General features: G+C 35.4%; 18 protein-coding genes. 16 read left to right on the top strand and 2 right to left on the bottom strand.

Annotation, left to right across the window (positions count from 1 at the left end):
• Window positions 1-10: 10 nt before the first annotated feature.
• The 9 genes from FH036_RS11585 (at window position 11) to FH036_RS11625 (ending at window position 6,758) form a co-directional block, all read left to right on the top strand.
• Window positions 11-490, top strand: a complete 480-nt coding sequence (locus tag FH036_RS11585; protein ID WP_001254344.1) for a LysM peptidoglycan-binding domain-containing protein — start codon at window positions 11-13, stop codon at window positions 488-490.
• 58 nt (window positions 491-548) lie between these two features.
• A complete protein-coding gene (locus FH036_RS11590) occupies window positions 549-1,325 on the top strand; it encodes a metallophosphoesterase (RefSeq protein WP_000637811.1) in 777 nt (258 codons plus the stop codon).
• A complete protein-coding gene (locus FH036_RS11595; protein WP_139895772.1) occupies window positions 1,325-2,200 on the top strand; it encodes a MerR family transcriptional regulator in 876 nt (291 codons plus the stop codon). Before FH036_RS11590 ends, FH036_RS11595 begins: the two co-directional genes overlap by 1 nt.
• A 77-nt stretch (window positions 2,201-2,277) precedes the next feature.
• Window positions 2,278-2,886, top strand: coding sequence for a genetic competence negative regulator (locus tag FH036_RS11600; RefSeq protein WP_001235392.1), 609 nt, complete (start codon window positions 2,278-2,280; stop codon window positions 2,884-2,886).
• Between the two features lie 268 nt (window positions 2,887-3,154).
• A complete protein-coding gene (gene gudB / locus FH036_RS11605; protein WP_000225176.1) occupies window positions 3,155-4,441 on the top strand; it encodes an NAD-specific glutamate dehydrogenase in 1,287 nt (428 codons plus the stop codon).
• Window positions 4,442-4,519: 78 nt separating this feature from the next.
• Window positions 4,520-4,729, top strand: a complete 210-nt coding sequence (locus FH036_RS11610) for a hypothetical protein (RefSeq protein WP_000526183.1) — start codon at window positions 4,520-4,522, stop codon at window positions 4,727-4,729.
• A gap of 92 nt (window positions 4,730-4,821) precedes the next feature.
• Window positions 4,822-5,058, top strand: coding sequence for a DUF3961 domain-containing protein (locus FH036_RS11615; RefSeq protein WP_001983018.1), 237 nt, complete (start codon window positions 4,822-4,824; stop codon window positions 5,056-5,058).
• 79 nt (window positions 5,059-5,137) lie between these two features.
• Window positions 5,138-5,668 (top strand): peptidoglycan recognition protein family protein, encoded by a 531-nt coding sequence (locus tag FH036_RS11620; protein ID WP_139895773.1) that lies wholly within the window; start codon window positions 5,138-5,140, stop codon window positions 5,666-5,668.
• 109 nt (window positions 5,669-5,777) lie between these two features.
• On the top strand, window positions 5,778-6,758 hold the full coding sequence (locus FH036_RS11625; protein ID WP_138322254.1) for a YpdA family putative bacillithiol disulfide reductase: 981 nt from the start codon (window positions 5,778-5,780) through the stop codon (window positions 6,756-6,758).
• A gap of 37 nt (window positions 6,759-6,795) precedes the next feature.
• On the opposite strand, the gene ansA is transcribed toward FH036_RS11625, so the two are convergent.
• Complete coding sequence (gene ansA, locus FH036_RS11630; protein ID WP_000822000.1) at window positions 6,796-7,770, bottom strand: asparaginase; 975 nt, start codon at window positions 7,768-7,770, stop codon at window positions 6,796-6,798.
• Between the two features lie 180 nt (window positions 7,771-7,950).
• On the opposite strand from ansA, the gene FH036_RS27100 reads away from it, so the two are divergent.
• From FH036_RS27100 to FH036_RS11645, 4 genes are all read left to right on the top strand, one after another.
• Window positions 7,951-8,124, top strand: coding sequence for a YpfB family protein (locus FH036_RS27100; RefSeq protein ID WP_167495104.1), 174 nt, complete (start codon window positions 7,951-7,953; stop codon window positions 8,122-8,124).
• Between the two features lie 129 nt (window positions 8,125-8,253).
• Window positions 8,254-8,931: a (d)CMP kinase gene (cmk, locus tag FH036_RS11635; protein ID WP_044790500.1), complete on the top strand. Its 678-nt coding sequence runs from the start codon at window positions 8,254-8,256 to the stop codon at window positions 8,929-8,931.
• Between the two features lie 331 nt (window positions 8,932-9,262).
• On the top strand, window positions 9,263-10,411 hold the full coding sequence (rpsA, locus tag FH036_RS11640; protein WP_000229565.1) for a 30S ribosomal protein S1: 1,149 nt from the start codon (window positions 9,263-9,265) through the stop codon (window positions 10,409-10,411).
• A gap of 12 nt (window positions 10,412-10,423) precedes the next feature.
• Complete coding sequence (locus FH036_RS11645) at window positions 10,424-11,473, top strand: type 2 isopentenyl-diphosphate Delta-isomerase (RefSeq protein ID WP_000251030.1); 1,050 nt, start codon at window positions 10,424-10,426, stop codon at window positions 11,471-11,473.
• Between the two features lie 317 nt (window positions 11,474-11,790).
• On the opposite strand, the gene FH036_RS11650 is transcribed toward FH036_RS11645, so the two are convergent.
• Window positions 11,791-11,925, bottom strand: coding sequence for a YpzI family protein (locus FH036_RS11650; RefSeq protein WP_000513900.1), 135 nt, complete (start codon window positions 11,923-11,925; stop codon window positions 11,791-11,793).
• A 116-nt stretch (window positions 11,926-12,041) separates the two neighbouring features.
• Between FH036_RS11650 and FH036_RS11655 the strand changes: the two genes are divergently transcribed.
• From FH036_RS11655 to FH036_RS11665, 3 genes are read left to right on the top strand one after another with little or no spacing between them, the layout of a single operon-like run.
• Window positions 12,042-12,653, top strand: a complete 612-nt coding sequence (locus FH036_RS11655) for a YphA family membrane protein (RefSeq protein WP_000399224.1) — start codon at window positions 12,042-12,044, stop codon at window positions 12,651-12,653.
• Window positions 12,646-13,539, top strand: coding sequence for a YIEGIA family protein (locus tag FH036_RS11660; RefSeq protein WP_000575281.1), 894 nt, complete (start codon window positions 12,646-12,648; stop codon window positions 13,537-13,539). The genes FH036_RS11655 and FH036_RS11660 overlap by 8 nt, the downstream gene beginning before the upstream one ends.
• Complete coding sequence (locus tag FH036_RS11665; RefSeq protein ID WP_000979054.1) at window positions 13,536-13,721, top strand: capping complex subunit for YIEGIA; 186 nt, start codon at window positions 13,536-13,538, stop codon at window positions 13,719-13,721. Before FH036_RS11660 ends, FH036_RS11665 begins: the two co-directional genes overlap by 4 nt.
• Window positions 13,722-13,759: the final 38 nt, after the last annotated feature.

Here is a 13,759-nt window from a genome sequence, read left to right on the forward strand (position 1 = left end):
GGTGAACAACATGAGAAGACGAATTCCTGATTTTGAAGAGGAATTAGAAGTTGAGCGAGTGGAAGAAAAAGAAGGTTTACCGCCGCGTAGTGAAATTCATAGAAATAAAGAGAAAAAACAAAAGTTTAAAATGAATCATATTTTCGTTCGAGTTTTAACATTTCTATTCATATTATTACCAATTAGTATTTTATGGTATACGGATAAATATATTCAGGTGAAAAGTGATGGTAATAACGCTGGAAAAAGTGCATTTGAGGTCATTTTCTTTGATTCAGCTAAATCTCAGTCCGAGGCATCATCTGAGAAAGTTGTCACGCATACGGTGAAAGAGGGAGAAACTTTAGAAAGTATAGCGAAGCAATATTTTTCAGATGAAACTGGGATCGAAGTGATTAAAAAGTATAATGATTTACAAAAAGATGAAGTGAATGTAGGTCAAGAATTAAAAATTCCGATAAAAGATAAGTCCACAAAGCGAGAGAGTTAGTAAAATACTTACTATAAAAACTGGGAATTATCTTTATGAGGAAGGGAGTAAAAAATATATGATATGGATTATCTTATTAAGTACTCTCGTTTGTATTGGTATTATATTTCTTCTTGTAATGTATACGGAAGCAACGCGTGATACGGTGCTAGAACATACTTTAATATTTGAAGAATTTCCGAAAAGTTTTCAAAAAGTAAATGTATTCTTTATATCAGATATTCATAGAAGGGGCATTTCGAATTCGTTAATTGAACAAGTAAAAGGAAAAGTAGATCTTGTAATTATTGGTGGTGATTTAGCGGAAAAAGGTGTCCCTTTATCGAAAATCTCTGCAAATATACAAAAGTTAAGAGCGATAGCTCCTGTATATTTTGTATGGGGAAATAATGATTATGAGATTGAATATCATGAATTGGATGCTTTATTATTAGAAAATAATGTGAAAGTTTTAGATAATACAAGAGTTGTATTTGAGTCTGAATTAGGAGAGAAAATTTGTTTGCTCGGTGTAGATGATGTTGGCTTGAAACGTGATCGTTTAGATTTAGCGTTGGCTGATTGTAAGGAAGATGGTTTTCGCATATTAATTAGCCACAACCCTGATATAATAAATAAAATATCTGGAAAAGAACAAATTTCACTTGTGTTAAGTGGACATACACATGGAGGACAGATTCGATTATTCCCATTTAAAAAATATTTAAAAGGTGGCGTATATAAGCATTCAAATATGACTCTTTTTGTTAGTAATGGGTATGGAACAACGTTGGTTCCACTTCGCTTCCGAGCACCTGCTCAAACACATATTATTACGTTATGCGGAGGGAAATGATGCCAACTCTAAACGGAAAATATAACATAAAAGCTGTTTCGAATATAATTGGAATTCAACCAAGTACGCTTCGTGCATGGGAAAGACGATATCAAATTATAGCCCCAAAGCGGAATCACGCGGGGCATCGATTATATACAGAAGAGCATATTCAAATTTTGAAATGGTTAATGGACAAGGTTTCATCCGGCATGATGATTGGACAAGCAGTTCAATTATTAGAAGGGAATCGTTTGCAGAGTAATGTTCAAAATGAAATATATTACGATAGAGAAGTTGTTTTAGTGGACGATTTACTACAAGCTTTGTTAAAATTTGATGAAATTACAACTTCTGCATTGTTAAACGAGGCTTTTAGTATTTATGCAACAGAAAAAGTTATAGCAAGTATTGTTCTTCAAGTGTCAAATAAATTGTTAGCGTTAAAAAATAACAATGAAGTTACAATGGTGCAATTCCAATATGTCGTATCATTTTTACAAACGCGTCTAGGGATGGTATATCATAATGCATCATCGTTTTCTTCTATACACAAAGTTGTCGTGTTAGAAAGTAATATGTTGAAAGGGTTTGTTTTCTCAACGTATTTACGATTAAAAGGATATGATGTGATATATATTCGGGCAAGCTTAGCGGAAGATAGTATTTCGTTAGCTGTTGAGCAAATAAGACCTAAATATGTAGTAATCTCTTTTGATGACGGACGAGAACGGAAGAACGCAATGAGCTATGTGGATTTTTTGCAAGAAAAAAATGAGAACCTTTCTGTTGGGATTATAGGAGAAATAGGTGCTCGAGATCAGTTGAACATTCAAACAAGCCTAATTGGTGATACGAAAGAAGAATGGGATAATTGGTTAAACATGTTAGAATAGTTGTTCGAAAAGAACCATCTATTTTCTATTTCATATAATAAAAATTATATTCATTGGTTGCGTAGGGAGGGTATGAGATGAGGCTGGAACGATTAAATTACAATAAGATAAAAATTTTCTTAACATTTGATGATTTATCTGAAAGAGGATTAACAAAAGAAGATTTGTGGAGAAATGCACCGAAAGTACAGCAATTATTTCGTGATATGATGCAAGAAGCAAATAAAGAATTAGGATTTGAAGCGGATGGTCCGATTGCAGTTGAAGTATTTTCTCTACAAGCGCAAGGAATGGTCGTAATTGTAACGAAAGAACATCAAGAAGCGGATACAGATGATGAGTTTCGTGACGAGTTTATTGAAATGCAAGTGACTCTAGATGAAAGCGAGCATATCCTTTATGAGTTTGCTACACTAGATGACGTAATTAACCTGTCGAATCGTTTATATAACCTTGATGTAACTGGCGGAAAATTATATACGTGGGATGGGCGTTTCTATCTTTGGATGGAAGAAGAGGAGCAAATTCAATTACTGAAGGCAGATTTTATAGCTATTTTAGCGGAATATGGTAATCCGTCTACAGCAACTATTTATCGTCTAATGGAGTATGGTAAAGAATTAATGGCTTCTCAAGCAATTGAACAAATACACAATTACTTTGTGAAAAAACAAAACCTTAGCTAATGTAACATAGCTAAGGTTTTGTTTTTTTACCTTACTTAAATGTATCTTTTCAAAGTACTGTACATGAATACAATAAAAAATATTTAAATATTTAAGTATTTTACTTTTCTAAAAGTAATAAAAGGACTATAATGATAGTGAAAACGCTTGCAAAAGAAAATACTTTGTATATATTTGTTAGCGTTTTCTATTGCATTCCAAATTTAACGGTGTATACTAGGCAATGAAGGTTTACTAAACAAGTGAAATTACAGGGGGTTTACTTACTATGGTAGCCGAAAAGGGAACTCAAACAAAAACACAACAACAAAGGGAACAACATTTTGAACTATTGAATTCAACACAAATTGTTATCAGTGAAGCGTTAGAAAAATTGGGTTATCCAAACGAAGTATATGAATTATTAAAAGAACCAGTTCGTATGATGACAGTGAAAATACCAGTTCGTATGGATGACGGGACTGTTAAAATATTTACAGGATATCGTGCACAACATAATGATGCTGTTGGTCCAACGAAAGGTGGAATTCGCTTCCATCCGAATGTAACAGAAAACGAAGTGAAAGCACTTTCAATTTGGATGAGTTTAAAATGTGGTATTGTCGATTTACCATATGGCGGAGGTAAAGGTGGAATTATCTGTGACCCACGTGAAATGTCATTCCGTGAGTTAGAAAGATTAAGCCGCGGTTATGTACGAGCAATTAGTCAAATCGTAGGACCGACGAAAGATATTCCAGCTCCAGATGTATTCACAAACTCTCAAATTATGGCATGGATGATGGATGAGTACAGCCGTATCGATGAATTTAACTCACCAGGATTTATTACAGGTAAGCCACTTGTATTAGGTGGATCACATGGACGTGAAACAGCAACGGCGAAAGGTGTTACAATTTGTATTCGCGAAGCTGCAAAAAAACGCGACATTGATATTAAAGGTGCACGCGTTGTTGTTCAAGGATTCGGTAATGCTGGTAGCTTCTTAGCTAAATTTATGCATGATGCAGGTGCAAAAGTTATTGCAATCTCAGATGCTTACGGCGCATTGCATGATCCAAATGGATTAGATATTGATTATTTATTAGACCGTCGTGATAGCTTCGGTACAGTAACAAAACTATTTAATAATACAATTTCAAACAAAGAATTGTTAGAACTTGATTGTGACATTTTAGTTCCAGCTGCAATTGAGAATCAAATTACAGAAGAAAATGCTAATGATATTAAAGCAAAAATTGTTGTTGAAGCTGCAAATGGTCCAACAACATTAGAAGCAACTAAAATTTTAACAGATCGCGGAATTTTACTTGTTCCAGACGTATTAGCGAGTGCTGGTGGGGTAACAGTATCTTACTTTGAGTGGGTACAAAATAACCAAGGTTACTACTGGACTGAAGAAGAAGTAGAACAACGTTTAGAAAAAGTAATGGTAAGATCATTTGATTCTATTTATGAAACAGCACAAGTTCGTAAAGTGAATATGCGCTTAGCAGCGTATATGGTCGGTGTTCGTAAAATGGCTGAAGCAAGTCGCTTCAGAGGTTGGGTATAATATTATATTGTGAGAAAACGTGATTCCTTTCGAGGGAATCACGTTTTTTTGTTGAAGTATTAGAGTGAGGTGTTGTAAATGGGAAATGAAATGATGGAACGGGTAGAACAATTAGAAGAAAAGGTTAAGAGGTTAGAGGGAGAACTCGTAAAAACGAAGCAAGACCGAAAAGCAAGTACCGCTCGGGTGTTCGGAGAAGGATTATTGTTTTTAATATTTGGTGCGGTTGTAGTAGGACCGATTATCGCTTTTATATTAGTAATTATTAATTGGTTTGTTGAAAAATAAAATAAAAACAAAAAGAACGCTTGTTCTACACGAACAAACGTGCTATACTCTCCTTAGATAAACAAAACGGAAATGATTTTAAGGAGAGATAAATGATGAAAATGACAGTAGACCAAAGATTTATGATGCCAGCAGATGTTGTAGAACGAGTGGAAGTATTAAGAAACAAACAAAGTAAGCGCGGCACATTATTACAATCAGTAAATAAATTTTTCGGTTTAGATACGAAAGAAGATTGTGTTTGGTTTTACGGTTTTTATGGAGTTGCTGTAAGTATTTTATTATTTATGGTGTTCACATCAAATATTTTCGATTTTCTCTTCGCGTAAGAAATATGCTATAAGGACATTGCTACCGAATACATATATAAAGAAGTAAGGTAATCTTCTGAAGCGGGAGTTGGTAGTAATGGCGATGTTTCCTATAGAGCGTAACTATATTGGATATGGAAGTTCACGACCGGGTATTCCTCTTTCTAAAGTAAGGTTTATTGTAAGTCATGATACGGGGAATCCTGGTAGCAATGCGATTGGGAATCGGGATTATTTTAATGAAATACAGCCGAAAGCTTCGGCACATACATTTATAGATGATAAAACGATATTGGAAATTATTCCTATAAATGAAGTTGCCTACCATGTTCGATATGGTGTGCCGACAGATAATGACTTATATGGGTATGATGCCAATAAGGCTGCCATTGGAGTAGAGCTTTGTTATGGTGGTGATGTTAAATTTTGGGAAGCATATACCCGTTTTACGTGGTATCATGCGTATTTATGTCAAAACTTCGGCTTGAATCCGAAAAAAGATATCGTATCACATAAAACACTTGACCCAGCTAGAAAGATTGATCCTGAAAATGTATTAGGGAAACAAGGTATTAAATTTCAGCAGTTTTTAGCAGATGTCTATCGGATGTACGTTTCGTTTAGATGACAAATATATGAAAAATGAATACAATAAAGATAGGTGCCTACTGCTGTAAGTAGGTTTTTTCTTGTTTTTATAAATAGTGTATTGGTAGAAGACTAGGAGTGAACCGAGTATGCAGAAAGAAACAGCTATTATAATTGGAGGCGGTCCGTGCGGATTAGCAGCAGCAATTTCGTTGCAAAAGGTAGGGATAAATCCGTTAGTAATTGAAAAAGGAAACATTGTAAATGCAATTTATAATTATCCAACTCATCAAACATTTTTCTCCTCTAGTGAAAAATTAGAAATTGGTGATGTAGCTTTTATTACAGAAAATCGTAAGCCTGTTCGAAATCAAGCGCTTGCGTATTATCGTGAAGTAGTAAAGCGTAAATCTGTACGTGTAAATGCTTTTGAACGAGTGGAGAACGTTCAAAAAGATGGAGAAGCTTTTCAGGTTGAGACGACAAAGCGTGACGGAAGTAAAGAAATATATATAGCAAAATATATTGTAGTAGCAACTGGATATTATGACAATCCAAATTATATGAATGTTCCTGGTGAGGAATTGAAGAAGGTAGCTCACTATTTTAAAGAAGGACATCCTTATTTTGATCGAGATGTAGTCGTTATAGGTGGGAAAAACTCGAGTGTAGATGCCGCTTTAGAGCTTGTGAAAGCTGGTGCGCGTGTAACGGTTTTATATCGCGGAAGTGAGTATTCACCAAGTATAAAGCCGTGGATTTTGCCAGAGTTTGAGGCGTTAGTCCGAAATGGTACAATTGATATGCATTTCGGGGCTCATGTGAAAGAAATTACTGAACATACATTAACGTATACAGTTGATGGCGAAGCATATACAATCCAAAATGATTTTGTATTTGCGATGACTGGTTACCATCCTGATCATAGTTTCTTAACAAAGATGGGTGTTCGGATTGATGAAGAGACAGGACGTCCAATTTATGCAGAGGATACGATGGAAACGAACGCTGAAAATATTTTCATTGCAGGTGTAATTGCTGCTGGAAATAATGCAAATGAAATATTTATTGAGAACGGTCGATTTCATGGGGATGCGATTGCGCAAACCATTGCAACAAGAGAAATATAAAAAGAAGCTGTCGGAATAAACTTCGACAGCTTCTTTTTTAATCGTGCATAAACATGTTTTGGATTGCTTCATGAGAAGTTGTATTCTCTAATGCAACTAATAATTTAATACGTGCTTTTTGAGCGTTTAAACCGTATGTGAATACAATACCCATATCTTTTAATTGTTTGCCGCCACCTTCATATGAATATACATCTTGAACGATCCCATTGAAACAGCGAGAAACTAATACGACAGGAATTCCTTTATTTATTAGCCGTTCTAGACTAGGAAGTGTTCTTGGAGGTAAATTACCTTGTCCAAGCGCTTCAATAACAATCCCGTCTACCGGAAGATTTTCAATTGCTGCTAACAATGTATCGTCCATACCAGCGTACGCTTTTAGAACGACTACATTTTTAGAAACTTTATTTACTGAATATGTTTCGTGATGTACTAAAGCGTGGTGGAATACAACACCACGTTTTGTTACCATACCGATTGGTCCATACTGTGGACTTTGGAATGTTGCTACATTACTTGTATGTGTTTTCGTTACGTTTGTAGCGCAATGAATTTCGTCGTTTAATACGACTAAAACGCCTTTTTCGGCAGCTTCACTACTGCTAGCGACTTTTACAGCTGATAAGAAGTTATATAGACCATCAGCACCTAATTCATTGCTAGAGCGCATTGCGCCTGTTACGACGATCGGAATAGTTGCTTGTACTGTTAAATCTAAGAAATAGGCCGTTTCTTCTAATGTATCCGTACCATGCGTAATGACTACGCCATGAATGTTGTCTTGTTTTACTCTTTCATCAATGATGACTTGTAATTGTAACATTTCGCTCGGTGTCATATGAGGAGATGGTAGATGAAACACATCTTCAACGATTAAATCAACATCGTCTTCTAAATCAGGAATGAATTTTAAAAGAGGATTTTTTTCACCTGGTTGTACGACCCCAGTTTCTTTATCTTCCTCCATTGCAATTGTTCCACCTGTGTGTAAAACTAGGATTCTTTTCAATGCTTATACCCCTTTCAAGTAAAAAAATACATTTAGAACATAACATGTTTTGAGTAAATTCGACAATGGAAATGTATAAAAGTATGCCTCGAAAATGACAATAAAATGAAATGCTATATGTGCGGTGTGTAAAATCATGAATCGAAATGTACAAATATAGTATAGGAGGGAGTCGTTACGTTGAAAAAAGTGGAAACAATTCTTATTCGTATATTACTCATACAATTCATTTGTCTTTCTGTTGTGCAATTGTTATTTATACATAAGTCATCCGTGAAATATTTATCTAAAATTGTTTATTATGAAGGTGTTATGGTAAAAAACAAAGTAGAAATCTTACAGGTGAATAGGTAGTTTTCATTTTCTTCTATGAAGGATTATGCTACAATAATTGAGGATTTAATGACGTGAAGCAAATGAGAAGAAGCAGGAGAATACCTGCTTTTCGTTTTGTTTTATAAGTGAAAAAAATGAGGTGTTACAATGGATAAACGAATTTCAATTGCTATAGATGGTCCAGCAGCCGCTGGAAAAAGTACAGTTGCGAAAGTTGTAGCGAAGAAGCTTTCTTACGTTTATATTGATACAGGTGCAATGTATCGTGCGATTACATATGCAGCCCTTGAGCAAAAAGTGGACATTGAAAATGAAGAGCAGTTAATGGAAGTTGTAAAAAATGTGAAAATTGAGTTTCAGCAAGGAGAAAATACACAACTTGTATTTTTAAATGGACAAGATGTTTCGGAAGTCATTCGTACACCTGAGGTGACGAATCGAGTATCGATTGTGGCAAAACATCGCCTTGTTCGTGAAGAAATGGTACGTCGTCAACAAGAGTTAGCAGAAAAAGGCGGCGTTGTAATGGATGGCCGTGATATTGGTACACATGTGTTACCAGATGCTGAAGTGAAGATCTTTATGCTTGCTTCTGTTGAAGAAAGAGCAGAGAGAAGACATTTAGAAAATATGAATAAAGGCTTCGATTCTAATTTAGAGCAGTTAAAAGAAGAAATTGCTCAGCGTGATAAATTAGATTCAGAACGTGAAGTTTCTCCTCTAAAAAAAGCTGATGATGCATTGGAATTAGATACAACTTCTTTATCAATTGAAGAAGTTGTCCAAAAGATTATGAGTATTGTTTCAGGAGTGTTTGCGAAATAAAGAAAGGGCATAGCCCCTTTCTTTTTTTATTTATGAAATGTAAAGGATACGTGAATTGTGAGTCTCTTTCCTTGACAAATAATCAGATTTGTAAGAAGTTAATAAAAGAGGGATAAAACTTTCAGAATATATTCGCTATTATATTTCAAAACATACTTTCTTCAAGATGATTTTGCTGTATACTATTTATATAGGTTTAATATATTTTCTAGTGAAATGTATGAAGCTTACGTATGTGATGATAAATTCTTAAACATGCAAATGAAAACAATTGTTTTCATTTCGTATATACATAAAAAATGCTTTGTCAATTCTGTAGGGAGGTATTTCCATGGTAGAGAAAATGAATGAAGAAGTTATGGATTCAAAAGAATTACAAGTTGGTGACGTTGTTACAGGTTCTGTAACGAAAGTTGAAGAGAAACAAGTGCTTGTAAATGTTGGATACAAAACAGATGGCGTAATTCCAATTAGTGAATTAGCTAACGTTCATATTGAAAAAGCAAGCGATGTTGTAGAATTAGATCAAACACTAGAATTAAAGGTTATTAAGTTAGAAGAGGATGATCTTGTATTATCTAAACGTGCTGTTGATGCAGAAAAAGCATGGGTAGAATTACAAGAGAAATTTACTTCTGGTCACGTATTTGATGTTACCGTAAAAGATATCGTGAATGGTGGATTAGTTGTGGACCTTGGTGTTCGTGGCTTTATACCAGCTTCACTTGTAGAAGTACATTATGTAGAAGATTTTACTGACTATAAAGGCAAAACATTAGCCGTGAAAATTGTTGAATTGGACCGTGAAAAAAATCGTGTGATCCTTTCGCATAAAGCGGTAGTAGAATTAGAACTAGATTCTAAGAAGAAAGAAGCAATTTCTTCATTAAAAGAAGGCGACGTTGTTGAAGGGACAGTACAACGACTAACGGATTTTGGTGCTTTCGTTAATGTTGGCGGTGTGGACGGTTTAGTTCATATTTCACAAATTTCACACGAACGTGTAGAGCAACCTTCTGAAGTATTAGAGCAAGGTCAAAAGGTAAAGGTGAAGGTGTTATCTGTGGATGCTGATACACAACGTATTTCTTTATCAATTAAAGCAGCTCAACCAGGACCTTGGGAAAATATTGCTGGTGAAGTAAAAGCTGGTGATATTCGTGAGGGAATAGTAAAACGTCTTGTTACATTTGGTGCATTCGTTGAAATTTTACCTGGCGTCGAAGGTCTTGTGCATGTATCTCAAATTGCAAATCGTCACGTGAAAAATCCAAATGAAGTATTGGAAATGGGACAAGAAGTAAAAGTGAAAGTACTTGAAGTTCATGTAGCAGAGAAACGTATTTCTTTAAGTATAAAAGAAGCGCTTGAGGAAAATAATGTAACTGAAGATTATAGTCAGTATGAACCGAATGCTGATTCTGCTACTTTCCAATTAAGTGACATTATTGGTGAACAACTGAAAAAATTAAAGAAATAAAGAGGGGTACAAGTGGTAAGGGCAAAACGTAAATTAGATCACATTGAATACGCTCTTTCTACTGGTCAGTCTCGTACGCATGGCTTTCATGATATTGATTTTGTGCATCAAAGCTTGCCAAATTCAAATTATGACACAATAACATGTGAAACAAAAATCGGCGAACTTTCACTAAGTTCGCCGATTTTTATCAATGCGATGACTGGTGGTGGAGGAGAGAAAACGTTACATATTAATGAGCAATTAGCATATGTAGCGAAACATCATAATCTTGCTATGGCTGTAGGATCGCAAATGGCTGCGTTAAAAGATGAAAGTGAGGCTGCTTCTTATAAGATAATTAGAAAGGTAAATCCACATGGGGTTTTCTTTGCTAATTTAGGTAGTGAGGCAACTACTGAGCAGGCAGAGCGTGCCGTTGATATGATTGAAGCGAACGCATTACAAATTCATTTAAATGTCATACAAGAGTTAACGATGCCAGAAGGAGACCGTGACTTTACTGGTGTGCTTCAGCGTGTTGAGAAAATTGTTTTAAATAGTAAAGTTCCTGTCATTGTGAAAGAAGTTGGATTTGGAATGAGTAAGGAAACAATGCAACAGTTAGCGAGCATAGGTGTAACGGCAATTGATATTGGCGGACAAGGTGGTACGAATTTTGCTGCTGTTGAAAATGAAAGAAGACAGCGAATGCTTTCTTATTTTAATAACTGGGGCATACAAACAGCAACCTCGATTATTGAAGCAACCTCTACAAATAATAACCTCTCTTTTATTGCATCTGGGGGTATACAAACAGCGCTTGACGTAGCGAAAGCAATCGCATTAGGGGCGAATACAACTGCTTTTGCTGGATACTTTTTACGCATTTTAATGCAAGATGGCATCGAGAAGTTAGTGGATGAAATTGATCTTCTACATACAGATTTGAAATTTATTATGACAGCTCTCGGTGCGAAGACGATAGAAGAGTTACAATCTGTACCTCTTGTTGTAAAGGGCGAAACGTATCATTGGTTAACGCAGCGTGGTATTGATACGACGCATTATAGTAGGAGATAAAAAATCAACCGTTTGGTTGATTTTTTTGTTTTCTATTCATTTTAGTAATATAAAGCGAGGGATGGAATTGATATTCTAGAAAAATGAAATAATTCCTATATATAAACAGTATCTTGTAAAATTTGCGACTGAGAAATGTAGATAATGTGCCATTGAATTATTGCAGAAGGTTTAATTTTTCTAAGAAAAATAGGTATGGATAAAAATAAAATTTAGAAAGATTTGTATGTGAAATGTTATTTCAATATGAATAGAAATTATGAAGAAATATGTAAAAGACGGTTTCGTACAATATCGAAACCGTCTTTTTGTATTCATTAGTGCTGATTCTGTTTTCGAGCTTGCTCAGGTGTATCAAGTCCAGTTGCACCCGGATATTGTAGTGATTGGTCACGATCAGATTCAACGCGGCGAGATTCTCTTAGTTTTCGTTCTTGACGATCTTTACCCATAATGAATAGCACCTCCTTATTAAAAGTGTTGCTGTTATATGAAAAAACTATGCGCGAAGAAAGTGGATTAACTTTCATAAAAAGTTCCCATAATGGAAAACATAGGAGGTGAAATGATGGAAGGGAGTACTTTTTATTTTGTAGCTTGGATAGGGTGGATTGTCGTAACATTTTTTATGAAAAAGGACTCTATTCGGTGGAAGATAAGCGCCTGTATATTGATTTTTATTATTTGTTCTCCGTTACATGTAACGATTGCTTCATTCACAGTATCAGTAAATGCACTTTTACTTTCTGGTATAGCTTTTATAGGACTCACCCTCTATTCTATTTGGAAAAAATTATATAGCTTACTTTCGGCACTTATTATTGCAATGTTATATACAAGTTTTCATTTGTTAGAAGTATATGATCCAATTTGGATTGTGGTGGACAGGTTGTTTTTGTTAAGTAGTGCTCTTGTATATGCATCCGTTTTATTACATGAGGATCGCATATTACGACTATGTTCTCTTTATATAGGAATGTTACAGGGAGAATTGTTTGTGACAATTATTTTTCGGAAACTGCATTTTCCTTACGATTACGGTAGTTTAGCGTTTTTTGATATCGTTGCTGTTTCTACATTATTCATGGCAATTTTATTTTGGATTGCGAAAGTCTCCGTACACATGGAACAGTTTAAGAGGAAAACACGTAAAAGAAAGGCGAGGGTAATACATGATTGAATATACACCGGCCATTTTATGCGGCGTAATAGCAGGGACAGTAACGAGAGTGCTCATGCTTCGGACAGATACCCGGCAATATCCGACGAGGCTCCACGGGAAAATTATTCATATTGCGATGGGGTTAATTGCGGCGGCTTTAGGAGCGATTGCGATTCCGTCTATATTGAAAAAAGATTTTTCTGCCATTACGTTTCTTACGTTAGCAGCAACACAGTTTCGTGATGTGCGTAATATGGAAAGAAATACATTGCAACAATTAGATGGTTATGAGCTTGTACCACGTGGGAATACATATATTGAAGGAATTGCATTAGTTTTTGAAAGTCGCAACTATTTGGCGATGTTAACGTCGTTTGTAACGACGTTTGCTTATATAGGGTTCCGTTCATGGATTGCTGGAGTAGTTATGGCTATCATCGCATTTTTTATCGCGAAAAAATTAATGTCTGGTAAGAGGTTGCATGATCTTGTTGATATCGAGCATGTTCCACTTCGTTTTGAAGGAGCGGGGCTGTATATTGATAATATTTACATTATGAATATTGGATTGCCAGCAAGACAAGAGGAAATTATGAAGTATGGAATGGGTTTTATTTTAAGACCGAAATCAATTGATGCGATGGTGACAATCTCTAACTTAGGACAACGACAAGCTATTTTACATGATGTTTCTGTTGCTTTAGGAATTTATAGAGATTCTGGTACGCCGGCACTTGTACCTTTAGCAAAGCGTGATTTAGAGGATGGCAGGGTTGGAATCTTTGTCTTGCCACAAGATCAAGATGCGGAGAAAGCGATAGGTGTCATAGGGAACGTGCCGACGTTAGAAAGTGCTGTTCATATGTCATCAGAAGCCCCGAAAGGAAGGGGAGATAAGAGATGATGTTAGAAAGTGTAATTCTTGCAGTTATTACAACGACCCCGGAGAAGTTTGCTGGTGGTGCCCCTCTATTTACTTGTGAATCGACAGAGGAATTAGAATTTGTTGCAAATAATTTAGAGGCAATTCTAGACGGCATTGCGCATCGCTTACAAGAGAATGTATATATTATTGTGAAACATTAGCAACGTGTGTTATAATGTGAGGTGTTTTGATACGTTGA

The sequence above is a fragment of the Bacillus sp. CD3-5 genome (assembly GCF_006349665.1).
Taxonomy (GTDB): Bacteria; Bacillota; Bacilli; order Bacillales; family Bacillaceae_G; genus Bacillus_A; species Bacillus_A paranthracis.

Excerpts from the sequence above, each read along its gene's own strand:
- FH036_RS11585 (WP_001254344.1), top strand. The coding sequence starts at position 11 with ATGAGAAGACGAATTCCTGATTTTGAAGAGGAATTAGAAGTTGAGCGA.
- FH036_RS11590 (WP_000637811.1), top strand. The coding sequence starts at position 549 with ATGATATGGATTATCTTATTAAGTACTCTCGTTTGTATTGGTATTATA.
- FH036_RS11595 (WP_139895772.1), top strand. The coding sequence starts at position 1,325 with ATGCCAACTCTAAACGGAAAATATAACATAAAAGCTGTTTCGAATATA.
- FH036_RS11600 (WP_001235392.1), top strand. The coding sequence starts at position 2,278 with ATGAGGCTGGAACGATTAAATTACAATAAGATAAAAATTTTCTTAACA.
- gudB (WP_000225176.1), top strand. The coding sequence starts at position 3,155 with ATGGTAGCCGAAAAGGGAACTCAAACAAAAACACAACAACAAAGGGAA.
- FH036_RS11610 (WP_000526183.1), top strand. The coding sequence starts at position 4,520 with ATGGGAAATGAAATGATGGAACGGGTAGAACAATTAGAAGAAAAGGTT.
- FH036_RS11615 (WP_001983018.1), top strand. The coding sequence starts at position 4,822 with ATGATGAAAATGACAGTAGACCAAAGATTTATGATGCCAGCAGATGTT.
- FH036_RS11620 (WP_139895773.1), top strand. The coding sequence starts at position 5,138 with ATGGCGATGTTTCCTATAGAGCGTAACTATATTGGATATGGAAGTTCA.
- FH036_RS11625 (WP_138322254.1), top strand. The coding sequence starts at position 5,778 with ATGCAGAAAGAAACAGCTATTATAATTGGAGGCGGTCCGTGCGGATTA.
- cmk (WP_044790500.1), top strand. The coding sequence starts at position 8,254 with ATGGATAAACGAATTTCAATTGCTATAGATGGTCCAGCAGCCGCTGGA.
- rpsA (WP_000229565.1), top strand. The coding sequence starts at position 9,263 with ATGGTAGAGAAAATGAATGAAGAAGTTATGGATTCAAAAGAATTACAA.
- FH036_RS11650 (WP_000513900.1), bottom strand. The coding sequence starts at position 11,925 with ATGGGTAAAGATCGTCAAGAACGAAAACTAAGAGAATCTCGCCGCGTT.
- FH036_RS11655 (WP_000399224.1), top strand. The coding sequence starts at position 12,042 with ATGGAAGGGAGTACTTTTTATTTTGTAGCTTGGATAGGGTGGATTGTC.
- FH036_RS11660 (WP_000575281.1), top strand. The coding sequence starts at position 12,646 with ATGATTGAATATACACCGGCCATTTTATGCGGCGTAATAGCAGGGACA.
- FH036_RS11665 (WP_000979054.1), top strand. The coding sequence starts at position 13,536 with ATGATGTTAGAAAGTGTAATTCTTGCAGTTATTACAACGACCCCGGAG.